The sequence below is a fragment of the Burkholderia cenocepacia genome, assembly GCF_900446215.1.
In the GTDB taxonomy this organism is placed as follows: Bacteria; Pseudomonadota; Gammaproteobacteria; order Burkholderiales; family Burkholderiaceae; genus Burkholderia; species Burkholderia cenocepacia.
In genome coordinates this window covers 518,490-543,169 of sequence record NZ_UAQZ01000007.1, presented here as the reverse complement: position 1 = coordinate 543,169, position 24,680 = coordinate 518,490, and the positions used below count along the sequence as shown (strand labels likewise).

Genomic DNA, 24,680 nt, shown 5'->3' with positions numbered 1-24,680 from the left:
CTGCATCATCCTGCGCATGATGTGTGGGTTCGGATTGACGGAACCAGTCAACCATGTCGGCCGTTGCGCGTCGACATCACCGGTCCGCGCGCAATTTATCGAACAACGCCCCGATGTGCTAGGACATATTCAGAATCTTCTCCGAACTCATGAATCGAAAGGCGTAGGCAGTCCCCATGCGACAAATGAACCCCGCACACGGATAGGGAAAGTGCGCTGGCAAAATCAGCGTATCCGTGTCGGCATGTGCGTCAAAGAACGCTCGCCTGGCTTGGCGGGACTGATCGGGATCGACACAAAACCTCGTGCTCCAGTCCGGATTTTCCAATTGAAGCGCTGTGTGAAACAGGTCGCCGGATATAATCGCCCGCCTCCGATTGCTTTCAATGCAAACGCCGACGTGCCCCGGTGTGTGTCCGGGCAGCGGAATGACGCGAATGGACGAATCGATGACATGCCGGGAGTCGATCATATCGGCGAGTCCAGCCTCGAAAAGCGGCATGACGCTGTCCCCGATGTAGTCGCCGGTCCTTTCCAGCGGTGATCTCGCCAGCTCGCTCGACCAAAACCCGAATTCCTCGCTGACAAACAGATAGCGCGCGTTGGGAAACGTGGGGCGCCACCAGCCGTCAGCGTAGTAGGTGTTACAGCCGACATGATCGACATGCAGATGCGTGGAAAGCACCAGGTCGACATCCTCGACGCGGATGCCCGCCGCCTGCAACCGGCTCAGCCAGCCGAAACGGGCTTCATTGAATTCGCCTCGCGCTCGGGCCTTGCAGTCCCCGACGCAAGTGTCGACCATCAGCGTCGTCCCCTCGCTTTCAATGAGAAAACCCTGGATAGCGATGACGAGCCGCCCGCTGCCGACGTCGTAGAGTTTGGGATCCGCGGTCGCGATGGATGCCGACACGGACCGCTCCGTCGCGTCGGGATAGAGTTCCTGCCATCGGAGGAGCGGCGCGACCGACTCGGCGATCACGGTCACTTTGACAGCACCGACATTCAATTGATAGACAAACGGCTGATGCTGACGGGAAGCCGACAAGGTTCGCATGTTGGTTCACCAGAATCGAGTCGCAGCCATTCGCTGCGACTGTCGAAGAAACACGAGGCAACGCCGCCCACGGCAGCTCAATGCGCGTCGCTCATGATCGGCTGTTGGCGCTTTAACAGATCCAGCGCGACGTCGACGATCATGTCTTCCTGGCCGCCGACCATCTTCCGCCTGCCGAGTTCGACCAGAATGTCGACGGTCTTCAGCCCATATTTGCCGGCGGCAACTTCCGCATGACGCAGGAAGCTCGAATAAACGCCGGCGAAACCGAGCGCAAGCGTTTCGCGGTCGACGCGTACCGGCCGATCCTGAAGCGGTCGCACAAGATCGTCAGCCGCGTCCATGAGCCGGTACAAATCGCAGCCGTGATTCCAGCCCTGTCGCTGTGCCGCCGCAATGAACACTTCGAGCGGCGCATTGCCGGCGCCCGCACCCATGCCGGCCAAGCTCGCATCGATGCGATCGCACCCCTCCTCCACGGCAACCAGCGAGTTGGCCACGCCGAGGCTCAGGTTATGGTGTGCGTGCATCCCGGTTTGAGTGTCGGATTTCAACACCGCCTTAAGCGCGCGAAACCTGTCCCGTACCTCATTCATGCCGAGCGCACCACCCGAATCAACCACATAAACACAGGTGGCGCCGAACGTTTCCATCATCTTCGCCTGCTCAGCCAGCTTCTGCGGGGTGGTCATGTGGCTCATCATGAGGAACCCCACCGCATCCATACCCAGCTCACGAGCAAAATCGAGATGCTGGCGGGATACATCGGCTTCCGTGCAATGCGTAGCCACGCGTACGACCCGTGCGCCGGCATCGAACGCATGCCGGAGATCATGGGTCGTGCCGATGCCGGGAATCAGCAGCGTCGCGATCTTCGCCTTCTTGACGCTTTGCGCCGCCGCCGCAATCCATTCGACATCGGTGTGAGCGCCGAATCCGTAGTTGAAGCTCGATCCCTGGAGCCCGTCCCCATGAGCAACCTCGATGCTGTCGACGCCGGCATCGTCGAGCGCCGCGGCAATCGCCCTGACATGGTCGACGCTGTATTGATGACGGATCGCATGGCTGCCATCGCGCAACGTGACGTCCGAGATGTAAAGCTTCTTTTCTGCTGAATTCATCGCGCCGTCTCCTTGAAGCCGCGAGCGATGCCGGCGGCCATCCGGCGCCGGGCCATCATGTCTCCGCACGCGAGTGCCGCCGACGTCATGATGTCGAGGTTGCCGGCATAGGAAGGCAAATAGTGGGCTGCGCCTTCCACTTCGAGAAATACCGAGGTTTTCAAGCCGTGCCGCGGCCCGATGCCCGGCACGTTGAGCGGCATGTCCGGCGGCACCGCGTCGAATTGAACCGACTGCTTCAGGCGGTAGCCCGGAACGTATTCCTGCACGCTGCTCACCATTTCGGCGATACTCGCCTCGATAGCCGCCGGCTCCGCGTTTTCCGACAGCACGAATACGGTGTCGCGCATGATCAACGGCGGCTCCGCGGGATTGAGAACGATGATCGCCTTACCGCGCTCGGCGCCGCCAAGCTTTTCAATCGCGGCTCGCGTCGTCTCGGTGAATTCGTCAATATTCGCGCGCGTTCCCGGCCCGGCGGACCGGCTGGAGATCGACGCGACGATCTCCGCATAGTGGACTTTGGCGATGCGTGAAACAGCGGCGACGATCGGAATGGTGGCCTGCCCGCCGCACGTGACCATATTCATGTTTGTCGCGTTTTCTTCTTCCAGATTGATCGATGGAATCACATACGGCCCGATCGCGGCAGGCGTGAGGTCAATCACCTGAACCCCATGCGCCTGCAGCAATTCATTGTGACGTCCGTGCGCGCCCGCTGACGTCGCATCGAAGACGATATCGATCTCCTTGAATACGTCCAGCCGTAGCAAGCCGTCGATTCCTTCTGCCGTCGTCGCGACATCCATGCGTGCCGCACGCGCCAACCCTTCCGAATTCGGATCGACGCCAACCATGGCACCCATTTTCAGATGCCTGCCGTTTCGCATTATCTTGATCATCAGATCGGTGCCGATATTGCCGGGACCGATGATGGCGACCTTCACCCTGTCATTCATGTGCGACTCCCAAATGTGACGGTACGGCCAACCAGACTACGCTGTCCGCCGCTGATGCGGACGGCAACGAGCCTGCCGCACCCGTGATGCTCGATTCGTCTATCCGCGAGCGTGCGCGCCCGCAATCGCGACGCAGGCGCCTTCAGCGCTTCGCGCCGAAGTTGGCGCCCCCCATCCTGCCTTCCGGAAAACATGACCGGTACCTTTGCGTCGAGAAGACCTGCGCCGCATTACTTCCTGGTGTAGAAGCACGCACTGCCCAATTGTTCGATATCGACTGACACGTGCTGTCCGGGCCTGATCCATTCGGCCGGAGTCGCACCGCCGGCCATCACGATCCAGCCAGCCTGCAAAGGTTCGCCCGCTCGAGCTGAAAGCCGAGCGGCGGCTACGAGCGAACGTAACGGATGGCCCAGCAACGCCGCGGTCGATCCAACCTGCACGGCACGTCCATCGATATTCAGCGTGAGGCCGAGATTCGAAACGTCGACACGAGGATCGCACCAGGGACCGAGGACGAAGCCGCTCGACGACGCGTTGTCCGCTATCACTTCCGGCAACGTGAACTTGAAGTCCTTGTAGCGAGAGTCGATGATCTCGAGCGCAGGCGCGATGGCCTCGACAGCGGCCAACGCTTGCGGCCCCGTCACGTCGCCGTCGAGCGATCGCTTCAGAACAAACGCAATTTCGGGCTCGACGCGCGGATGCACGAATCGCGCGACATCGATCGCCGTGCCTTCCTCGATCTGCATGTCGGCCGTCAAACGTCCCCAGATCACGTCTGACAGACCCATTTGAAGCATCTTCGCGCGGCTGGTAAAGCCCATCTTGACACCCACGCGTCGATGGCCGCGTTCGACACGGCGTTGTATCGACGCTGCCTGAATCGCATAAGCCATATCGAGCGGGAGCTGGCTTTCCGGGTCGAATTGGGCCACTTCGGTCGCATGGACTGCTGCCTCGTCGAGCAGCCTGGCGTATTCCATGGTGGTGATCATTGGCGTGCCTCGCTTCAATCGTGGTCAAAAACCGCACGGACGGAGCCGAGCCCGTTGATGCGCGTCTCGAATACGTCGCCGGGGCTGACGGCAACCATCGGACCCAAGGCGCCGGACAAGACCAGGTCGCCGGCCTTGAGCGGCGTGCCGAGCGCATGCATCGTTCGCGCGAGCCATACGACAGCGTTGAGCGGGTTGCCCAGACATGCGGCTCCCGCGCCCACCGATACGAGTTCCCCGCACCGCTCCATCGCCATGCCGCAAAGACGCAGGTCGATACCCGACAGCTGGCGCGGACGGGAGCCCAGCACGTACGCGCACGACGATGCGTTATCGGCGATCGTGTCGGCGATGCGAATATCCCAGTCGGCGATGCGGCTGCCGACAATTTCAAGTGCCGGCAGCGCGTACTCGATGGCACCGAGCACATCCACGTGGCCTGGATCGCTTACCACGATATCGCGACCGATGACGAATGCGATTTCGGCTTCGATTTTCGGCTGGGTAAGGATTTCAGCCGGAATGGGTTCGCCGTCGCCGTAGCCCATGTGATCAAACAACATGCCGAAGTCCGGCTGATCGACCCCGAGCTGCTTCTGCACCGCCACGGAGGTCAGGCCGATCTTGCAACCAACGAGGCGCCGACCATCCGCCAGATGCTGGTCCGTGTTGATCCGCTGAATCGCATACGCGTCGGCGATGCTCAGTTGCTCGTATGTCTCGCGCAACGGCGCGATGTATTTGCGTGTCTTTGCCGCGTCACGCAGCGCGGCCGCCGCCTCTTGAATTCGCATGGCTTTCATGGACCTCTCAGCTGTCAGTGCCTAATAGAAGATCTGCTTGAGCGCGGCACCCGGGTTCTCGGCGCGAAGCAGCGCTTCGCCGACGAGGAAATGCTCCACGCCTGCTGAACGAAGCCTTCGTGCATCGTCCGCATTCCGAATTCCAGACTCCGAAATGACCATCCTGTCGCCGGGGATGAGCCGGCGCATCGCGACGGTTGTTTCGATATTCGTTGCGAAAGTCGCAAGATCGCGGTTGTTCACGCCGATCAGCGGGGTCTTCAACGTGAGTGCCGCGTCGAGCTCATGAGCGCCGTGAATCTCTACGATCACTGCCATGCCCAGTTCGGACGCGAGGCATTCGAGTTCCCGCATCGCGCCGCCATCGAGGACCGCCGCTATGAGCAAGATGCAATCGGCCCCCATCGCACGCGCCTCCCAAACCTGATAGGCGTCCACGATGAAATCCTTGCGAAGCACCGGCACGCTTGACGCATCGCGCGCAGCGCGAAGATCCGATGCACTTCCGTGGAAGAACACCTGATCGGTGAGCACGGAGAGGCAGGCGGCGCCGGCTTCCTCGTACGATGCCGCGATAGCCGCAGGGTCGAAGTCCGGCCGCAAAATCCCCTCGGACGGGCTCGCCTTCTTCACCTCGGCGATGACGCCGGTCAAGCCTTGCCTGGCCTTGTTGCGAAGCGCGGCGATAAAATCCCTTGAGTCGACAGTCGCCGCGATCTCGCGAAGCTCGGCTTGCGGCATGCACTCGGCTGCCAGCCGGACTTCACGAGTCTTGCGATCGACAATCCGGTCGAGAATCGTATTCATCCTGTTGTCCAAATCATTGCCGGGACCGTTATGGCCCGGCGCTCAATCAGCCTGATCCCGACTCAAAACTTGTGACGCACCCCTACCACCACGGCCGTTTGCGCATTCGTGCTCGATTTTGAAGAGAGGAACAACACGGCGGGGGCGTTGGATCCGGAGGCACGGATGTAGTTGACGTACGCATAGACGTCCGTTCGCTTCGAAAGGAAATAGTCGACGCTCACTTGTCCCTGGTTCCAGTGCGGATTCGAGACGACGCCACCGTAGCTGCCGTGCGTGTACAGGTAGGCAGCCGAGGCGAACAAGGCTGGCGTCAGCTTGTACACGCCGACGACGCTAAGGTTGTCCAGATGCAGGCTCGTGCTATCGAGATAGTTGTAGCGCACGTCGGAAACGATGGCGCCGAGGCTGAGTTTTTCGGACTCGTACTCGGCCCCCCCGGCAATCACGCGCTGTTTCCGTACGCCCACCGACGAACTGAGCGGGCTGGTATGGAACAGCTGGAACGGAGCACCTGCGTAGTCGTCGCTCACCGCGCCATTTGGATTGCCCGTGCCCGGATGGTCGATTTCGACGTAGACCAGCGCATATCGTTGCGTATGCTGGTCGAAATTGACGCCTGCGCTGAACGCACGGTTCTGCTGGAAGCTGCCGGCCTTGTTGCTGAACGCGTACAGGGATTCGAATCCGAAGCCGCCCCAGACCGGGCTCGTATACTTGACGGCGTTGCTGTAGCGGAAGTTGCCTTCGATATTGTCGTTGCTGCCGACACTGACGCCAAGGCCTGGACCCATGGCCTGTGGTTCGATACGATCCAGGTAATCCCACAGCACGTCGTACTGTCGACCGAAAGTAATTTTCCCGTACGTCGGACTCGACAGCCCGACAAACGCCTGCCGCCCGAACATCCGGCCGCCTTGCCCCAGTTTGCCGCTGTTGCTATCGAAGCCGTTCTCCAGGACTCCGATAGCGGACAGACCGCCGCCCAGATCTTCGGTCAATCTGAATCCCAGGCGATTGTTCTGATTGGCTCCGCTAATCATTGTCCAGTTGCTGTGCCCGCCCTGATTGCTGACATAACCGAGCCCGTTCGAGATGATTCCGTATAGGGTCACCGAGCTTTGCGCCGATGCCGAGGTTGACGCAACCGCCATAACCGCCAGTAGTCCTGACTTTAGTTTCATGATGGAACCCGTGTGGTTGATGCGCCGCCACGCGGCGCGATTTTCCTTCTAAAACCAGGCTCGACCAGCGGATCCTGCTGCGCCCGCGATTACGCGCCCCGCTGTCTACGGAACCTCAGATCGGCTTGCCTTCGCTCGACGCCCACTTCGTCATCAGCTCGTTGCTCGGCAATGTCTCGTCTATCAATTTCTTCGCGGTACGGATGCCGGCAACCGGCAGTCCCGTGGGATCCAGAACACCGATCTGGACGAGCACCGAAGCCTGGTCCCAGTAAATGTGCTCGTTGTACAGCTTGTCGCCACGGAAGCAGATGACTGCCAGCATCGGAATCTCGATGTACTTGCCGGTCGGCGCGAGTCCGGGCAGCATCCAGTCGATCTCGCGGTCGTGGGTGGCACAGAAAATGAATTCATCGACGATACGGTCCGCGCCGATGGTGCGCGAGATCGGAATGAAATGCGTGTCCTTCGGATTGGCGTGAACGAAGTGATACTTGTAGAACCGTTTGAGATCGTCGTAGCCAACGCCTCCCGTCATGGTCGGCACATGGTTGACGTATGGCGCGGGAACCATGGTCGGCAAGATCGAATCGACGTCGCGCGAATCGAATTCGTGATAGCAGTGCAGCTCCCACAGCGCGTTCAGGTCATAGACGGGTCCGAGCACTTTACGCAACAGCGCGATGGTACGCGAATAAGCCATCATCGCCGCCGGCTTGTCGAAATGCTCGCGTTTCGGGGTCGCGAAAGCGTGATCGCACCCGGGATACACGTATTGCTCGACCGCAGGCAGCGCGGAAAGCGCCGACTGGATCGGCTCGCGTGTTGCCTCGGGGCACAGCGCGTCTTCACCGGCGAAATGAAAAACCATCGGGCATCGAATCGACGGCACCTCTTCCAGATATGCATCGAGCCCCACACCGTAGTAACTCACGGCGCAGTCGATGTCCGTGCGAGCGGCCGCCAGCATCGCGAGTTTGCCGCCCAGGCAATAGCCGACGGCGCCGACCTTTCCGGCGTGCTGCTCGAGCGAGCGGAGGGTCTTGATCGTCGATGCGATGTCGGTGATTGCCCTGTCGACATCGAACTCGTCGTTATATCGCAGCGCCGTGGCGAAGTCCTCGCCGGTGTAGCCGAGGTCGACACCATGCTTCATGCGCCAGAACAGATCGGGCACCAGCACGACATACCCTTCCTCGGCAAACCGATCGGCCGTTTCCTTCATGTAGTCGTTGATGCCGAAGATTTCCTGCAACAGGACCAAGCCGGGGCCGGAACCTTGTCGGGGCCGCGCGAGGTACGCGGAAAAGGCTTCGCCATTGCCGGCGTCAATGTCAATGTATTCACCGTTCATCATCTCTTCGTCCTTTGCTCAATGCAATGTCGTTGCGATTCTCGGAGTCGCTCAAGGCGTCAAAAGGCGCGCGTGCAGCGCCTGGCGATCCGCGGCGAGTCCCTGCGCGATTTCTTGTGCCATCGCGCCCATGTAGACCTCGTCCGCTCCGCCTTCCAATGCGGCCAGCACGGCGTCGACTGCTTCTCGGACCGCAATCTTCGGAGGGGGAACGTTCCGGCTCATTTCCGTGTCGATCGGTCCGGGCAGCACGGAGATGACCCGAACGCGATGCGGCGCGAGTTCGGCGCGTGCGCCTTCCGTCATTCGAAGCGCCGCAGCCTTCGATGCACTCAACGACGCCATGGACGGCAGCGCGACGCGCGCGAGTATCGAAAGAACGTTGATGATGGCGCCGCCATTCGATTTGAGTGCCGGTGAAAATGCACGCATCATGTTCAACGTCCCGAAGTAGTTCACTTCCATTTCGGCACGCGCCGCTTCCGGGTCATGCGCTTCCAGTACCGGTTGCATCCGGTTCAGCCCCGCGTTGTTGATCAGGAGCGTGATGTCCTTGGCACGCGACGCCGCCCTCGCCACCTGCTCGACGTTCGTGATGTCTATTTCAACCGGCACGACGCGCGGACCAACGTCCGAAAGACATTCCTTTTTCCGGACGCCCGCATAGACCTTGCGCGCGCCCCGCTCCAGCAACGCTTCAAGCAAGCCCGCACCTAGCCCACGGTCGGCACCCGTCACACATGCCACGCAGCCTTCAATTTGCATGACGACCTCCCGAACCGGGCTCGGGCGCCAGATTGAAAAAGCGTTGCGCATTCACGCCGAGGATTTTCTCCTTCGCCGCGTCGCTCAATTGCGGATGATTCGCAACCAGATCGCCCACGACCTTCTCTCCGAGCGGGAACGGATAGTCCGAGCCGAGCAACACGCGGTCTTCGCCCATCGTCTCCACGAGCAACTGCAACGCACCATCGCTGAAAACGGCGCTATCGACATGGAAACGATCGACATACGAAGCGGGTGGATTCGGACAATTCTCGCGTACGATGTCTCGTTGCTCCCACGCGTTCTGCACGCGCCCCAACAGGAACGCAAAGCTGCCGCCGCCATGGGCGAAGCAAAGTTTGAGCGTCCTGGGAATGCGCTCGAACGCGCCCGAGAGAATCAGCGACACGATGCTCAACTGTGTTTCGGCCGGCATGGCGACCAGCCAGGGCAACATCCACTTTTTCATGCGGCCATCCGTCATCATGTCCCACGGATGCACCAGAACCGGTATGTCGTCATGTGCGCAATGCGTAAGAAACGTCACCAGTTGATCGTCGTCGAGATCGCGCGGGCCCAGGTGATTGCCGATCTGCACGCCACGATGACCGGCACGGCGCGCACGCGAAGCTTCCCGACAGGCCAGTTCGACGTCCTGCAGCGGCACTTGAGCCAGCGGCATCAGGCGCTGCGGTGCGTGCGAGCAAAATTCCAGCGCGCGATCGTTCATTCGCGTGGCCCATTCATGCGCCGCGACCGCGTCGTACCGGTAGCCGAACATCACGGGCGTCGCGCACATCAGCTGGATGTCCACGCCGCATCGATCCATTTCGGCAATGCGCGTGGCAGGGTCCCACAACGCACGATAGACGGGCCGGAAATCACGCTCTCCGGTCATGATCGTCCCGGTGGCGCCGTCCGGATCGACCCGGAGCCACGGCGCATGCTCGGGATCGAGCGTCCTTGCTTCTTCCCGCGTAATACGCGGAAAAAAGTGGGAATGCATATCGATTCGCACTGTCATGTTGGTTCGCTTTGGACAGGTTCGGTTAATCGGTTCGGCCCTGCTTGCCCGGATGGACGACGCCGCAGCGTGGGCAGCGGCGCTTCTCTTCCGATTCGTAAAAGGCATCGAAGAGCGGCGGCAGATCGTTGACGATGCTCTTGAGCTGCAGTTCGACGCGATGAACGCGCTCTCCGCATGCATCGCAATACCACTCGAATCCGTCCACGGTGCCTTCCGGACGTTGGCGCTCTATCACGAGGCATGCGCTACCCGACTCCGGCCGCTGCGGCGAGTGACGTACGTGCGGCGGCAACAAGAACACATCGCCTTCCTTCAGTTCAACGCGCTCGCGCTTGCCGTCGATCCAGAGATTCAGGTATGCGTTGCCGCGCAGTTGATAGAAAAACTCTTCGAGCGGATCGTCGTGGTAATCGGTTCGACGATTCGGCCCGCCCACCACCGTGACGATGAAATCGCTGTCTTGCCATACCTGCTGGTTGCCAACCGGCGGCTTCAACAGATGCACGTGTTCGTCGATCCAACGTTGAAAGTTGAATGGCTTTCCATAACTCAGCATGCTCGTCTCACTCAAAGTGATCGGTATGTCGATCCTGCGGTTCGCATTTCAGCGCGCGGGTACGTATGCAACTGCCTTCATCTCGATGAGCAGGTGCGGATGAGGTAACTGATGAACGGCGACAGTCGTTCGTGCGGGCCCCGACTCGTCGAAATACTCCGCGTACACTTCGTTGTAGCCACCAAAATCGCTCATGTTCACGAGGAACGCCGAGATTTCGACGAGATTCGACAGGTCCGCGCCCTCGCTTTTCAGTATGTCGCGCATGTTTTCGATGACGGCGCGCGTCTGTCGGCGAATATCGAGCGCGGCAGTGCCGAATTCGTCGGCTGACGCGCCATCTATCGTGTTGTCCGGGCGTCGTGAACTGGTGCCGGAGACGAACAGAAAATCGCCGGCTCGCGTGATATGCGGGAAGCGCCCACGCGGCGTGGCCTTGCCCGGCACGACACGCGCTGAAGTCGTCGGATTCATGCAATCCTCACGCAAACGTTCGTCAATTCGGAATAGAAGTCGAGCGAATGGCGGCCCCCCTCGCGTCCCAGTCCTGACAGTTTGGTGCCACCGAAGGGTGTGCGCAGATCGCGCACGAACCACGCATTGACCCACACGATGCCCGTCTCGATCTGCTTCGCGACGCGATGGCCGCGCGCAAGCTGCGTCGTCCAGATGCTTGCGGCAAGACCATAAGCACTGTCGTTGACGCGCTTCACGACCTCCGCTTCGTCGTCGAACGGCGCGATGTGGCACACCGGTCCGAAAATCTCTTCCCGTACGCATCGGGCGGAATCCGGCAAGCCCGTCCAGATCGTCGGCATCACAAACGCGCCGTCGTCCCGTGCATCGCCGAAGCTCGGGGCGCCACCACCGGTCACGACCGTCGCGCCTTCTTCGACGGCAAGACGAAAATACGACAGCACCTTGTCGCGATGGCCGCGCGAAATGAGCGGTCCCATCGTCGTGGCGGGATCTTCCGGCGCGCCAACGCGCAATGCTTGCGCCTGTTCCTTGAGCGCCGCGACGAAGCGCTCGAAGATCGGCCGCTCCACATACACCCGCTCACTGCACAGGCAGACCTGGCCGGCGTTCGTGAAACTGGACCGAAGGACGCCGGCAACCGCGGCATCGAAGTCCGCGTCCGCGAACACGACGGCCGCGTTCTTGCCGCCCAGCTCGAACGAAACCTCTTTCACGCCGTCCGCAACGGCCTTCATGATCGTGCTGCCGGTGCGCGACTCGCCCGTGAACGTGATTGCACTGATATCCGGATGACGCGTCAGGAATTCGCCGGCCGCGTTCTGGCCGTGCCCATGAATCAGATTGAAGACGCCGGGTGGCAAGCCGACGTCGTGCATGACTTCGGCGAGCAACGTTGCGGAGCTGGGTGTCTCCTCGGAGGGCTTGGCGACCACACAGTTGCCCATTGCCAGCGCCGGCGCCACCTTCCACGTGAACAACAGCAGAGGCAGGTTCCACGGCGATATGATGCCGATCACGCCGAGCGGCTTGCGCGTCACGTAGTTGATCAGCTCGCTGCCGTCCGCCGCATGCGTTTCGAAGTACTCACCGCTCGCGGTGCGGACAAGGTCGGCAAAGGTCCGGAAATTGGCAATGCCACGTGCGATGTCGAGGGTGCGGGCCTGCGCGACAGGCCGACCGGTATCGGCGACTTCCGCCGCCACGAATTCGTCGAAGCGGGCCTCGATGCCGTCCGCGATCTTATGCAGCCATGCCGCCCGTTGCGCGGGCGTCGTGTCGCGCCAGCCGGCCTTCTGCGCCGCGTGAGCCGCCTGTACGGCGCTATCCACGAGCGCCGCATCTGCTTCGCAAACGTCGGCAAGCTTGCGACCGTCGACCGGACTGAGGTTTGGAAAGGTTGTGCCGCTCGCCACAAACTCACCGTTGATGTAATGGCGCAACAACTGCCGGTCGCGCGAGGTCGAATTCAATTGAGTTGTCACACCCTTCTCCTGCTTGATTAATTTTGCCGTTCCGTGCACATGTCCGAGCGCGCATGGATCCTGACGCCTTCCCGCCGGCGCCACCGGCATCGTTCAACGAACCGATTTCCACCTGGGTCACGCGACGGGCAGCGCAAGAACACCGTTCTGTTCGTCGACTGCAAGGCGGACGCAGTCGCCAGTCCGCACCGCGCATTCGAGTCGCGCGATGACGGTCGGGCCAGCATCCGTCGTCACGCTTGCAAGAAGCACGTCGCCGCCGTCTTGCGCGCCGACGCGCCGGCGCACGGTCGTCAATTCGCCGACGCGGCCGTGTTCGACCACTCGCTCGCGCCAATCGGCGCCGCCGCATTCGAAACAGAAATAGCGCGCAGGAAACACCGTCGAACCGCACTGCGTGCACTGGAATACCTCGAGTTTCATTGCACACCCCGCTCAACCGCTTCCAGCACGACGGCATTCGCACACATGCCGTAGCGATACTCGACCATTCCATAGCCACTCACGACCGCGAGCCGAGCATTCGGCACCTGCCGCTCCCCCGCACGTCCGCGCAACTGGGTCAACGCCTCCACGAGCCCATGCATGCCGCCCGCGGCTCCCGCCTGCCCGGCGGACAGTTGACCACCGGATGTATTCACCGGCAGGGCGCGCGATTCGACGCGCGCGATCATTGCGCGCAAGTCGCCGTCGGGCGCGAAGCCGAGATCGTCCAGTTGCGCAATCGCCATCACGGGATAGTCGTCGTAGACCGAAACCATGTCGATGTCGTCGGGCGCGACACCTGCCTGTCGCCACAATTCGCCGGCAATCGCGGACAATGAAGTCCGAGTGCCATCCCCCGTCTGGTGATCGCTGTTGTAGCGGCATTGCAAGGAGCGCACACGGACGTTCCTGGCCTGACGCACGAGATCGGCGCGCGCGATGATCACGGCATTGGCGCCGCTCACAACGGGGACGCAATCGAATCGTCCCAACGGATCGGCGATGATCGGTGCTTCGAGATAGTCTTCGATCGTCAGCGGCGTTCGATAGACTGCGTTCGGGTTCAGCGCCGCCCACGCCCGTTGCGCCACGCACAGCGCCCCATAGTCGCGGCGGGTCAGGTCGTGACGCTTCGCGTGACGTTGCGTGAGCATCGCGAACAGTCCGTTCGGTCCACCGAGGTCGAGCGGCCGTAACCAGGTGCGCGTCGTCAGGTTGTAGTGATCGACCAGTTGCTTGAAGTCAGCCGGCTCGAATCGATCGCCGGACACCAGCGCAATCACGTTCGCGTCGCCATGCTGAATCGCGCGTATCGCGTGCTGCAGCATGTTGATGGCGCTTGCTCCACCGTGACAATCGTCCATGCTCCAGCGCGGGCTCAGCCCGAGCCGCCACGCGAGGTCGATGGCATGGTCCGGAGCCAGCGTAAAAGACGCGACGCCGAGTCCGTCGACGTCCTTCGCCGAGAACCCCGACTCGTCGAGGGCAGCGGCGAACGCCCGGGCAAGCAGGTCGCCAGTGGAATCCGACGGAGCGTGTCGCCTATACGGTACTTCCACCCCGGCTGTCAGCAGGACTTCGTCGCATTTCTCGAGTGTCATATTCGATCTCCTTGAGCGCGACGATCAACGCTCGCGACGGGCAACCGTCTCGTGGGTGAACAACAGCGAGATCACGGTGATCATCCCGAGGGCCGCCATCAGCAATGCCACCGGCCAGGCTGCGTGGTAGTGCGCAAGCAGCGCCGTCGCCAGCATCGGTGACAAGCCGCCTGCGAAGACCGACGAGACCTCGTGACCGAGCGCCATACCCGAGTAACGCACTTCCGTGCTGAACAGCTCGCCCATCAACGCGGGTTGCGTGCCGAGCATCGCGCCGTGACACACGGCATTACCGAGCAGGAAGGCCAGCCAGATGAGCGCCGGGACCTTCGTATCGAGGAGCCAGAAAAACGGAAACGCGATGATCACGACGCCGACAGCGCCGATCATGTACACGGGCTTGCGGCCCAACCGGTCGGACAGGCGGCCCCACAACATCAGCGTGACCAGTTCCACGGCCATCGAGACGATCACGCCAGCGAGCATGATCTGGTTCGGTACGCCGATGAATTTCCCATAAACGAGCGCAAACGCAATGACGATGTATGAAGCGCCGTTTTCCGCCACGCGCAGCCCCATTGCCATCAGCACTTCCTTCGGATGCTTGCGGATCACGTCGAGTACCGGCATCCGGGCTCTTCTTCCCTCGGCCTCGGCCTTCGCGAATTCGGCGCTTTCAGGCAACTTCGAACGGATATAAACGCCCACTCCGAAAATCGCGATCGACAGCAAGAACGGAATCCGCCAGCCCCACGACATGAACGCGTCCTTCGGCAACATCTGCACGAGGAAGAAAACACTAGCCGACAGCACGAAACCGCCGCCGACGCCGATCTGGCTCATGGACGCGTAAAATCCGCGCCGTTCAGGCGGCGCAGACTCGCTGATCATCAGCACTGCGCCACCCCATTCCCCGCCAGCCGCGACGCCTTGCAATATGCGCAGGACCATCAGCAGCACCGGTGCCCACAGCCCGACCTGCGGGTAAGTCGGCAGGAAGCCGATCAGGAACGTCGCACCGCCCATGATCGACAGGGTCCACACGAGCGCACTCTTTCGACCATAGCGGTCGCCGATATGCCCAAACAGCGCGCCACCCAACGGACGAGCGGCGAACCCGACGGAGAAGCCCGCGAATGCGACAAGCGTGCCCACGAGCGGATCGGTTCCTTTCGGAAAGAACAGCTCGCCAAAAACGAGCGCTGCGGCAGTGCTATACAGGAAAAAGTCATACCACTCGAGCGCGTTCCCCGCGACGGACGCGAACACGATTCGCCGCAGGGACCTTTCGTCGACAGAGACCGCTGCGGGCTCGGGCGCCACTTGAGGGGGCGTGCTCGCGGCAGAAAACGTTCTCATGCTGGCCATGGGAGGCTCCATGTGTACATTCGAGATGTACTGATTGCTGCTGTCTCAGTTGCCAAGCGTCGACGAATCGCCCTGTCGCGAACTTGTCCGCCGCGCCTTCCGGAAAATAGTGACCGTCGCGTCATCGACGCTTGAGCTGGTATCCAGACATTTCCAGATCCCACGTCGTGGCAGTCACGCCGGTCTCCCGTAACTTGAACTTCTGGATCTTTCCGTTTTCCGTCTTCGGCAGTTCTTGCTGGAAGTCCAGATAGCGCGGCACGGCGAAGTATGGCAATCGCGGTTCGCAGTAGCGGATCAGATCGAGTGGCTCCAACGCCTCGCCGTCTCGCAGGCCGATGACTGCCATCACCTCGTCTTCAGCGAGCGTCGACTTCACGGCAAACACCGCTGCCGTCTCGACCGAAGGATGGCTCAACAGCACTTGCTCGACCTCATATGACGAGATGTTCTCGCCGCGGCGGCGGATCGCATCCTTCTGACGATCGACGAAACGGAAATAGCCGTCGGCCTCGCGTATGACGCGGTCACCCGTGTGAAACCACAGATTGCGCCAGGCCTTCACCGTTTCGGCCGCCATGCCCAGATAGCCGTTCGCAAAGGAAAACGGCTCGTTGGCGCGCAGGATCAGTTCGCCCGGCTGGCCGTCAGGTACCGGCCGATCGTGCTCGTCGACGACACGCGCTTCGAAGCCTCGAGCCAGCCGGCCCATATATCCCGGGCGTCGAGCGCTCGCGACGCCGCCGATCACTGCATTGGTTTCCGTCGAGCCGTACCCGTCGATCAGGGCAATGCCGCAGCGAGCCGTGAATTCTTCCTGGAAATGTCCCGGCACGCCCGGCGCGAGCGCGACGCGTACCCGATGTCCACGCTCGCTCGCAGTTGCCGGCCTGCCCAGCAGAATGGGCACCATCGCACCGAGAACGAACGTAACGGTTGCTTGCGTGGCCACCAACGCGTCGAAGAAGCCGCTCGCGGAGAAACGCCGGCCCACGACGAGTTGAGCATCGTGCAACATGGCCTGGAAAAAGCTGTTGAGTGCGTTTGTATGAAACAGCGGCAAGCACGTGTACAGAACGTCGCCTGCGACAACGCCGAGATCATGCGCCGTGTTGTATCCCCACCAGTAGAACTGGGCATGCGGACAGATCACCCCTTTGGACAACCCCGACGTACCGGAGGTATAGAGCACGGCAAAAGCATCGCCGTCTTGGACGTTCGCGGCCGGAACCGACTCTGCTGCCGGGGGGAGCGGTGTCGTGCTGTAACGGGGCGCAAGCGAATTCGCCACCGGTTCGTCGATCAGCCAGATGTGCTCGAGGGGAAGATCTCGCGCGTCGAGCGCGTGCACGACGTCTACAAGATGCGCTTCGGCGACCAGCAAGCGCGCGCCCGAGTTACGCAGGATATGCTCGAGTTGCGGACCGCGCGAGGCGGTGTTGATCGGCACGACCACCGCGCCGAGCCAGCCGCAGCCGAGGACGACTTCCATGAATTCGGCACGGTTTCCGCAGAGCAATGCGACGCGATCACCGCGCTTGATGCCATGCGCGGCCAGTGTACCGGCTCGGCGCGCCGCGATCTCGATGGCATCGGCGCCGCTCCATACCGTGGTTCCGTCCGAAAATAGCGGTCCCTCGGCGTTTCGGGCAACGCGCGCTGCCAGCAAGGCCGGCAGCGTGCGCGACGAAACAACCGCTGGTTCGTCTGCACGCTGTTCGACGATCGTATCTGTCAGTTCCATAAACACTGGCCTCTCCTATGTGTGAGGCCAGTCTAGGTTCCGCTAAGATATCGGTCAAATCGATCAATTTTAGGGGGTACATAGACGTGATCAATTTCCATAGCATCGATCTCAACCTGCTGCGCGTGTTCCAGGTGATTCTCGAAGAGCGCAGCCTCACGCGTGCAGCGCAGCGGCTGCACTTGTCACAGCCCACGATCAGTTATTCGCTGGGACGTCTGCGCTCGCTGTTCGACGATCCTCTTTTCGTTCGCACGCCGGATGGAATGTTGCCCACGGCGACCGCGGAAAGATTGGCTGTCCCGCTCAGCAACGCCATCGCGTCGATCCGCGAAGCCTTGCGGCAAAGCGAAGAGTTCGACCCTGCGACGAGTACGCGCGAGTTTCGCCTGGCAATGTCCGACATTGGGGAACACGTTTTCTTGCCGCGCATTTGCGAGAAATTGCAACGCGTTGCACCGGAGGTGCGGCTAGCGGCCGAGCAAGTGCCGCTGCGCGAGGTCGAGGAGAAACTGCGACTTGGGCAGATCGATCTCGCTATCGGCAACCTTCCGTCGCTCATGCCGGTCACAAACCACGCGCTGTTGTTTCGCGACGAGTTCGTGTGCATGACGCGAAAACGCGCCGGGCTACCGGCCCGGAAGTTGTCACGACAGAAGTTTCTGGAATTTCTGCATGTGAGCGTCACAACCAGCGACAGCAGCCATCTTGCGATCGACGATATTTTGCGCACGCAGGGTTTGCACCGGCGTATTGCATTACGCGTACCCCATTTCACGGTTGTTCCACAGATTCTGCAGCGCACGGACTGGATGGTGACGCTCCATAAAGGCGCGGCGCTCATGTTCAATGAAACGGGCCAGTTCTCGATCTATCCGATACCTGCGGAAATTCCCGACATTGAATCCACCGTTCATTGGCATCGCAACTTCGACAATGACGAAGGAATCTGTTGGCTCCGCGAGCTCGTCATCGAGACGCTGCATCGCGGTTGACTCCGCATCGAAATTGTTCGTCGCTTCAGCCGGGTCGACCACCCGCGTCATTGCCGCGATAGCCAGCTGGGCCAGGCGCTGATCGAGTCATTTCGTCCCGGGATATCACCCCGATTCCTCCCACACATTGCTGTTCCGAACCCAGCTACCACCGTACGGGCAACGGACGTGAACTTTTTGCCGGCGCCTCGTCGGATATATGGCGTTACACAAGACACGCCGGCTTCCGCTCAAGCACATTCGCCCGGGTGGCGGAAATCGCGCTACTCTCGTTCACGCATCCAGTTTGTCCTGAATTCATCGATGTTCTGTCTCGCGGCCTCCGACGCGCACCGCCAAGGCCGCGGACCGACCCACCGTGTATCGACACGAGGAGGCACACCCGGCATGACCACCCCATTCAGGCTGGGCGACCACGTCCGCTGGAATTCCGAGGCCGGCTACGTGACCGGCACGATCATCGCGATCCATACCGCCGACTTCGACTACAAGGGGCATCGCCATCGCGCGTCGCCCGACGATCCGCAGTACGAGATCAAGAGCGACCGGACCGACCACATCGCCGCGCATCGCGGCCGCGTGCTCGAACGCATCGCCGGCAAGGACGACGCATGACGCTCCCGTTCTACACGATCGGCCATTCGAACCGCACGCTCGACGCATTCGTCGACCTGCTCGATGCGGTCGAGATCACGCTGCTCGCGGACATCCGCAAGATGACGCGTTCGCGCACCAATCCGCAATTCAACGAAGCGACGCTGCCGGACGCGCTCGCCGCCGCCGACATCGCGTACGAACACATCGCCGAGCTCGGCGGCCTGCGCGGCAAGTCGCGCGGCGTACCCGACGACGTCAACGGTTTCTGGACCAACCGCAGCTTTCACCGCTACGCGGACTATGCGCTGTCGCCGGCGTTTCATGCGGGCCTCGACCGGCTGATCGCGCAGGGGCACGAGCAGCGCTGCGCGATCATGTGTTCGGAAGCCGTGTGGTGGCGCTGCCACCGGCGCATCGTGTCCGATTACCTGATCGCGCGCGGCGAAACGGTGCTGCACATCATGGACCGCAACCGCGTGGAGCCCGCGCGGCTCACGGCCGGCGCCGCGATCCGGGACGACGGCACGATCGTGTATCCGGATGCCGAACGCAACGACTCGGCGTCGCACCCATGATCGTGCCGCGCCGGCGCGTTAGCGTTCGCGCAACGCCTCGGCTGCGCGGTTCAGCGGCTTGACCAGGTAGTCGAACACGGTGCGGCGCCCGGTGCGGATCTCCGCGGTGGCGACCATGCCCGGCAGGATCGGATGCCGCTTGCCGTCGCGGGTTTCCAGATACGCGTGCTGCGTGAGCACGTAAACACGGTAGTAATACACGCGCCGGTCGACCTGGTCTTCGATCGTGTCGGGCGAAATCCGCTCGACCTTCGCCGGCAGCGACCCGTAGATCGACGACTCGAACGCCGTGATCTTCACGGTCGCCTCCTGCCCCGGATGAATGAATGCGATGTCGCGCGGGCTGAGGCGCGCCTCGATCAACAACTGGTCGTCGAGCGGCACGATCTCCATCAGCATGCCGCCCGGCGGAATCACCCCGCCGACCGTCGACACCCGGATGTCTTTCACGATGCCGCGCGCCGGCGCGCGAATCACGGTTCGCCGCAATTGATCGGCACGCCCTTCGCGAACCTTGAGCAGCGGCTCGAGATCGGCCATCGTCTTCGAATAGTCGGCTTTCAGCGCGACGTAGTATTCGCTCTGCGCCGCTGCGAGCTTCGTCGAGAATTCGGCGGCCTTCTGACGCAACCGGAGCACCTCGACCTCGTTGGTCGCGCCGGTTTTCAACAGCGGCAACGCAATCCGGAGCTCGTCCTCGGCGAGCCGCAACTGTTCGCGCAGGTTGGCGACGTTCTCGCGAAACGCGCGCCGGTTTGCGACGAACAGCTGACGCTCACGCCCGGTCACGGCCTTCTCGTTCGCCAGTTCCGCCGGGAATTCGATGCCGGGCAGGTCGTTCATCTCCGCATACAGCCGCGCGGCACGGCCCTGCAATGCGGTGATCCGTTCCAGCGTTTCCTCCATCGACGAGCGCGCGAGCACCGGATCGAGCGTCGCGAGCCGCTGGCCCGCGTCGACGACATCGCCTTCGCGCACCGCCAGTTCCAGCAGGATGCCGCCTTCGAGACTCTGGATGACCTGCCCTTTCGATGCCGGCGTGACCTTGGCTTCGCCGACCGCGACTTCGTCGAGGTTCGCGAACACGGACCACACGAGGAAGATCGCCAGCGCAGCAACGATCAGCCACAGCATTCGCCGGGCGGGTGCCGCTTCGCGTGCGCGATGCGCCGACCACGGAAAATCGCTCATCGTGCCTCTCCCGCCATCTGCGCCGGCAACGGGCTCGACTCGCCAGCCGGCGCGCGCGAAGCCGCCGCCGGCTCCGGCGTGCCGGCACCGCGTAACGCTGCCAGCACCTCGTCTTTCGGACCGTCACGCACCACGCGCCCGCCATCGAGCACGATGATGCGATCGACGATCGACAGCACCGGATAACGATGCGTCGCGACGATCAACGTGCGATGGCCGAGCCACTGCCGCAGGCGCTCGACGATCGCGCGCTCGGTCGCCTCGTCGAGCGACGCGGTCGGCTCGTCGAGCAGCAACACGTTCGGTGCACGCAGAATCACGCGGGCCAGCATCAGCGCCTGCTTCTGGCCGCCGGACAGGCCGAGGCCGCTTTCGCGCAGTTTCAGGTCGAGGCCGTGCGGCTGCCGCAACAGCAACTGGTCCGCGCAGGCGACCTTCATCGCCGCGAGCATCGCATCGTCGGTAGCGAGCGGATTCGCGATCAGCAGGTTCTCTCGCAGCGTGCCGTAGAAGAGACTCGATTCCTGCAGCAGCATCCCGACGTCGCGACGGACGTCAGCGACGTCGATCAGCGGCAGTGGCGTGTCGTTGAACAGGATGCGCCCCTGCACCGGCGTCGCGAGTCCGCCGAGCAGCCGCAGCAGCGTCGATTTGCCCGCACCGACCCGGCCGAGAATCGCGATCCGCTCGCCCGGCTCGATCGACAGATTCGGAATACCGAGCACCGGCTTTGCCTGCGGATCGAAGCTGTATCCGACCTGCTCGAAGCGATATCGGCCGACGAGCGCCGGCTTGTGATACGCATCGACCGCCGGATCATGATCGACCGGCAGCGCGAGCAGGTTGTCGAGCCCCTTCTTGCCCGCGCGTACGTTCTGGATGCGCGACAGCACGGCGGGAATCTGGCCCAGCGGGGCGATCGTGCGGCTCGTCAGGATGGAACAGGCCAGCACGGCGCCGAACGACAGGCTCGCGTCCAGGATGCCGTACACGCCGGCGACCAGTACGCCGGCGTACGCAAGCTGCTGCACCGTCTGCGCGAGATTGACCAGCAGACCGGCCAGCCGGCGTTGTTGCAAGCCGATATCGGCATTCACGCGATTCGTCCGCGCCCACAGCTGCCGGAATCGCGGCTCCGCCTGCAACGCCTTGATGTCCTCCGCGCGATAGATGGCCTCCATCAGGATCGCGTTGCGCAGCGCCGATTCCTCGAGCCCCTGGTTCGACAGCTTCGCCAGCGGGATTTGCGCGAGCACGCCCGGCAGGATCAGCAGCGGGATCGCCGCGAGCGGCACGAACGCGAGCGGCCCGCCGAGCAGCCAGATGATGAACAGGAACGTGATGACGAACGGGATGTCGATCAGCACGCCCATCGTGCTCGACGTCAGCAGCTCGCGCAGCTGTTCGAGGTCGCGAAGCTGGGCGACCAGCGTGCCCGGCGAGCGCGGCCGCGCGTCGTTGCGGATATCGAGCACGCGCGCGAAGAACATCGCGGACAGCTTGAGGTCCGCCTGCTTGCCGAAATGATCGGCGATCGATACGCGGGCGGTACGCAGCAGCAGTTCCAGCGCGAGCGCGAGCACGACGCCTGAAGCCAGCACCCACAGCGTGTGCGTCGCCCGCGCCGGGACCACACGATCCCACACCTGCATCGCGAACAGCGACGTCGCGATCGCGAGCAGATTGCCAAACAGCGAGCCGGCGCCGAGATCGAGCAATACCTTCCATTGCGCCGAGAACAGATCGTGCAGCCAGGTGTCGGGTTTGGCGGACAGGTAGCCGTCGACGCGTTCGTCACGCCGCGCGACCCGCTCGTGGACGATCAACATGCGGGCCGGCCACGCCGGCGCCGGCGCGTCCAGATCGATCGCGCGTTCGACCGGCTTGCCGTCGAAGACGAACTGGACGACCGCACGCCCCGCCGCGACCGATACGATCACGCCGACATGCGCATCGTCGAACACGGCGAGCGCCGGCAGCATCGCCGGCGTGAGCCGTGCCGGCGGCAACGCGACGAACTGCGCGGCCAGGCCCGCGGACGCGGCGACTTCGATGACGGCGGCGTCCGGCTCCGCGACGCTCGCCCACGACGCCGCGCCACGGACCTGCTCGGGCGAAACGGCGAGACCGAGATGCCGTGCCGCGAAAATCAGCGGGTCGGTCCAGCGCGCGATATCGGCGCCGGCATCGCGCCCGGCGCGAAACGCATCATTCATGACGACTCCCCTCGTGTTCGCGCAGCAATTCGACGAATTTGCCGACTGCCACGTATGCCTTGATGCGCGCGATCGCGCCGTCGGCCAGTGCGTTGATCGCCTCGACTTCCGATTCGAAGATGTCGCGCTCCGGATTCACGACGTCGGTCAACGTACGCTTGTTCAGGATGTATTCCTGCCAGTACAGGTCGCGCGACGCGCGCGACAGCGCGGTCACTTTCTCGTAGCTGTTCAGGCGCGCGGCCGCGCCGGACGCTTCGATTTCCGCCGACTTGAGCGCGCTGCGCGTGACGAGCCGCCGGTTCTCGAGGCTTTCGCGGTTCGCGCGCAGTTCGGCTTCGGCGGCCGCGATCTGGTGTTTCGCCAGGCCGCCGAGCGAGTAGTTGCCGCTCACCGCGAAACCGATCCATGTGTCATTGGTCGCGTTCGGGCGGCCGCTCGATATCGAACGGCTCGCGCCGATACCGATCGACGGAAAGCGTTCCGCCTGCGCGACCCGCACGCGCGCATCGGCCGCATCGACGGCCGCCGCCGCGGCAAGCACCGACGGCGTGCGTTCGATGTCGCCGCCGGCGTGGCCGAGATCGCCGACGAAATCGACCGTGCCGCCGAGGGGCGCCACGCGCCGCGGGCGGGCGCCGATCAGTTCGGTGAGCTTCGCGGCGGCGACGTCGAAGCGCGTGTTGGCCTTCAGCACTTCCGCCTGTGCATGCAGGATCGCCAGTTCGACCAGATTGCGGTCCGACGAAACCGACAGTCCGGCCCGCACGCGATCGAGAATCTTCGTGCGCGTGTCGCTCAGCGCGGCGACCTGGCGCCGCGCGGCGGCGACGACGTCCTGGCTCGCGGCCAGTTCGATGAACGTCGACGCCGTCTGATACGCGACCGTCTCGATCGTGTCGGCCAACTGGTACTGCTTCTGGCTGCGCGTCGAGTCCGCCGCGGAAATCCGGCCCGACGTACGGCCGAAGTCGTACAGCAACTGCGACACGCCGATCGAGGCGCGCGTGCCGGTACGGTTGCCGTTGCTGCCGAAACTGCCGCCATAGCCGGGGCGCACGCCATAGTCGATCTTCGGGTACCAGGCCGCTTTCGCGACCTCGACCTCCGACAGGCTTTGCGCCACTTCCGCATGCGCGCGACCGATGTCCGGATGGCGCGCGATCGCGACGCCGACCGCGTCGCGCAGCGTCAGGCGATCGAGCGCGATGCGCAGCGTTTCGCCCGATGCGCCGGCGGAATCCTCTGCATCCTCGGGATCCGCTGCGTGCGCGGCGGCGGGCGTGTCGAATGCGTCCGGCAGATCCGGCGTGATCGTCGTCACCCCGTCGTGCGGCAACGGCACCGGTGATGGCAGGTCGCCCGGCGCCATCGCACGGGACAGGTTCGCGAGGACGATGCGCCGTGCCGGGTCCGCAGGCGGCAATGGCGGCGCCAGGTGCCGGCGCGGGGCGGCAGCGGCGGCGGCGGGCATGCCGGCCGGCAACGGCACGAACGACGGCGCCATCGCGGTGTGCATCGCCGGAGCGGCACCCCGGGGAGACCCCGGCGGCAACGAACGCGGGGGAGATGCCGCGGCAGCCTGGGCCGCAGGAGCCGGCACGCGGACCGCGGTCTCGAACGAATCGGTCAGTCGGCCGCTCGGCAGCGGCGACGACGATGACGCGAACGCCACCGAGGCGGTATCGAACAGCGCGATCGCGAACAACACATGGCCTGGATGAAAAACGGCACGCGCCGCGCGAGCGGCGCGACGCACTGTGAATCTGGAGCAAGCGGTTGTCTTGAGCATCATCGGGACGCCGGCGGCGAGCCG

At 62.9% G+C, this 24,680-nt stretch carries 23 protein-coding genes; 3 read left to right on the top strand and 20 right to left on the bottom strand.

Features of this window, described 5'->3' with window-relative positions:
* Positions 1–118 precede the first annotated feature (118 nt).
* The 17 genes from DTA15_RS16375 to DTA15_RS16295 form a co-directional block, all read right to left on the bottom strand.
* The gene (locus DTA15_RS16375; protein WP_006490346.1) at positions 119–1,057 is read right to left on the bottom strand and encodes an MBL fold metallo-hydrolase; all 939 of its coding nucleotides are present in this window, start codon (positions 1,055–1,057) and stop codon (positions 119–121) included.
* A gap of 77 nt (positions 1,058–1,134) precedes the next feature.
* Entirely contained in the window at positions 1,135–2,178 is a 1,044-nt protein-coding gene (gene dmpG / locus DTA15_RS16370; protein ID WP_006490310.1) for a 4-hydroxy-2-oxovalerate aldolase, read from the bottom strand.
* Positions 2,175–3,137: an acetaldehyde dehydrogenase (acetylating) gene (locus DTA15_RS16365; RefSeq protein WP_006490293.1), complete on the bottom strand. Its 963-nt coding sequence runs from the start codon at positions 3,135–3,137 to the stop codon at positions 2,175–2,177. Before DTA15_RS16365 ends, dmpG begins: the two co-directional genes overlap by 4 nt.
* 230 nt (positions 3,138–3,367) lie before the next feature.
* Positions 3,368–4,135 (bottom strand): 2-keto-4-pentenoate hydratase, encoded by a 768-nt coding sequence (locus tag DTA15_RS16360; protein WP_006498891.1) that lies wholly within the window; start codon positions 4,133–4,135, stop codon positions 3,368–3,370.
* Between the two features lie 14 nt (positions 4,136–4,149).
* Positions 4,150–4,929, bottom strand: coding sequence for a 2-keto-4-pentenoate hydratase (gene mhpD / locus DTA15_RS16355; RefSeq protein ID WP_006490369.1), 780 nt, complete (start codon positions 4,927–4,929; stop codon positions 4,150–4,152).
* Between the two features lie 30 nt (positions 4,930–4,959).
* Complete coding sequence (gene trpC, locus DTA15_RS16350; RefSeq protein ID WP_006490265.1) at positions 4,960–5,745, bottom strand: indole-3-glycerol phosphate synthase TrpC; 786 nt, start codon at positions 5,743–5,745, stop codon at positions 4,960–4,962.
* 62 nt (positions 5,746–5,807) lie between these two features.
* Positions 5,808–6,899 (bottom strand): porin, encoded by a 1,092-nt coding sequence (locus tag DTA15_RS16345; RefSeq protein WP_006498889.1) that lies wholly within the window; start codon positions 6,897–6,899, stop codon positions 5,808–5,810.
* 145 nt (positions 6,900–7,044) lie between these two features.
* Positions 7,045–8,283, bottom strand: coding sequence for a dienelactone hydrolase family protein (locus DTA15_RS16340; protein WP_006490332.1), 1,239 nt, complete (start codon positions 8,281–8,283; stop codon positions 7,045–7,047).
* A gap of 51 nt (positions 8,284–8,334) precedes the next feature.
* The gene (locus tag DTA15_RS16335; protein ID WP_006490321.1) at positions 8,335–9,048 is read right to left on the bottom strand and encodes an SDR family NAD(P)-dependent oxidoreductase; all 714 of its coding nucleotides are present in this window, start codon (positions 9,046–9,048) and stop codon (positions 8,335–8,337) included.
* Positions 9,038–10,072: an amidohydrolase family protein gene (locus DTA15_RS16330; RefSeq protein ID WP_006490340.1), complete on the bottom strand. Its 1,035-nt coding sequence runs from the start codon at positions 10,070–10,072 to the stop codon at positions 9,038–9,040. Before DTA15_RS16330 ends, DTA15_RS16335 begins: the two co-directional genes overlap by 11 nt.
* 25 nt (positions 10,073–10,097) lie before the next feature.
* The gene (locus DTA15_RS16325; protein WP_006490322.1) at positions 10,098–10,631 is read right to left on the bottom strand and encodes a 3-hydroxyanthranilate 3,4-dioxygenase; all 534 of its coding nucleotides are present in this window, start codon (positions 10,629–10,631) and stop codon (positions 10,098–10,100) included.
* Positions 10,632–10,679: 48 nt separating this feature from the next.
* Positions 10,680–11,105, bottom strand: a complete 426-nt coding sequence (locus tag DTA15_RS16320; RefSeq protein ID WP_006490306.1) for a RidA family protein — start codon at positions 11,103–11,105, stop codon at positions 10,680–10,682.
* Positions 11,102–12,592 carry a 2-hydroxymuconic semialdehyde dehydrogenase gene (locus DTA15_RS16315; protein ID WP_006490292.1) on the bottom strand — a complete coding sequence of 497 codons (1,491 nt, stop codon included), beginning with the start codon at positions 12,590–12,592 and terminating at the stop codon, positions 11,102–11,104. Before DTA15_RS16315 ends, DTA15_RS16320 begins: the two co-directional genes overlap by 4 nt.
* A gap of 117 nt (positions 12,593–12,709) precedes the next feature.
* Positions 12,710–13,015 (bottom strand): zinc ribbon domain-containing protein, encoded by a 306-nt coding sequence (locus DTA15_RS16310; protein WP_006493869.1) that lies wholly within the window; start codon positions 13,013–13,015, stop codon positions 12,710–12,712.
* Complete coding sequence (locus tag DTA15_RS16305) at positions 13,012–14,178, bottom strand: thiolase family protein (RefSeq protein WP_006490253.1); 1,167 nt, start codon at positions 14,176–14,178, stop codon at positions 13,012–13,014. Before DTA15_RS16305 ends, DTA15_RS16310 begins: the two co-directional genes overlap by 4 nt.
* A 24-nt stretch (positions 14,179–14,202) precedes the next feature.
* Entirely contained in the window at positions 14,203–15,558 is a 1,356-nt protein-coding gene (locus tag DTA15_RS16300; protein ID WP_006490302.1) for an MFS transporter, read from the bottom strand.
* A gap of 109 nt (positions 15,559–15,667) precedes the next feature.
* On the bottom strand, positions 15,668–17,290 hold the full coding sequence (locus DTA15_RS16295) for an ATP-dependent acyl-CoA ligase (RefSeq protein ID WP_006490266.1): 1,623 nt from the start codon (positions 17,288–17,290) through the stop codon (positions 15,668–15,670).
* An 86-nt stretch (positions 17,291–17,376) separates the two neighbouring features.
* Between DTA15_RS16295 and DTA15_RS16290 the strand changes: the two genes are divergently transcribed.
* From DTA15_RS16290 to DTA15_RS16280, 3 genes are all read left to right on the top strand, one after another.
* The gene (locus DTA15_RS16290) at positions 17,377–18,285 is read left to right on the top strand and encodes a LysR family transcriptional regulator (protein WP_006490331.1); all 909 of its coding nucleotides are present in this window, start codon (positions 17,377–17,379) and stop codon (positions 18,283–18,285) included.
* A gap of 387 nt (positions 18,286–18,672) precedes the next feature.
* Positions 18,673–18,900 (top strand): hypervirulence associated TUDOR domain-containing protein, encoded by a 228-nt coding sequence (locus DTA15_RS16285; protein ID WP_006490334.1) that lies wholly within the window; start codon positions 18,673–18,675, stop codon positions 18,898–18,900.
* Positions 18,897–19,457 carry a DUF488 domain-containing protein gene (locus tag DTA15_RS16280; RefSeq protein ID WP_006490323.1) on the top strand — a complete coding sequence of 187 codons (561 nt, stop codon included), beginning with the start codon at positions 18,897–18,899 and terminating at the stop codon, positions 19,455–19,457. Before DTA15_RS16285 ends, DTA15_RS16280 begins: the two co-directional genes overlap by 4 nt.
* Positions 19,458–19,475: 18 nt before the next feature.
* Here the strand turns inward: DTA15_RS16280 and DTA15_RS16275 are convergent, their stop codons facing one another.
* The 3 genes from DTA15_RS16275 to DTA15_RS16265 are packed head-to-tail and all read right to left on the bottom strand — an operon-like array spanning position 19,476 to position 24,656.
* Positions 19,476–20,648: a beta-barrel domain-containing protein gene (locus tag DTA15_RS16275; protein WP_006490268.1), complete on the bottom strand. Its 1,173-nt coding sequence runs from the start codon at positions 20,646–20,648 to the stop codon at positions 19,476–19,478.
* Positions 20,645–22,864 (bottom strand): type I secretion system permease/ATPase, encoded by a 2,220-nt coding sequence (locus DTA15_RS16270; RefSeq protein WP_006490348.1) that lies wholly within the window; start codon positions 22,862–22,864, stop codon positions 20,645–20,647. The genes DTA15_RS16275 and DTA15_RS16270 overlap by 4 nt, the downstream gene beginning before the upstream one ends.
* Complete coding sequence (locus tag DTA15_RS16265) at positions 22,857–24,656, bottom strand: TolC family protein (protein WP_012493492.1); 1,800 nt, start codon at positions 24,654–24,656, stop codon at positions 22,857–22,859. Before DTA15_RS16265 ends, DTA15_RS16270 begins: the two co-directional genes overlap by 8 nt.
* Positions 24,657–24,680: the final 24 nt, after the last annotated feature.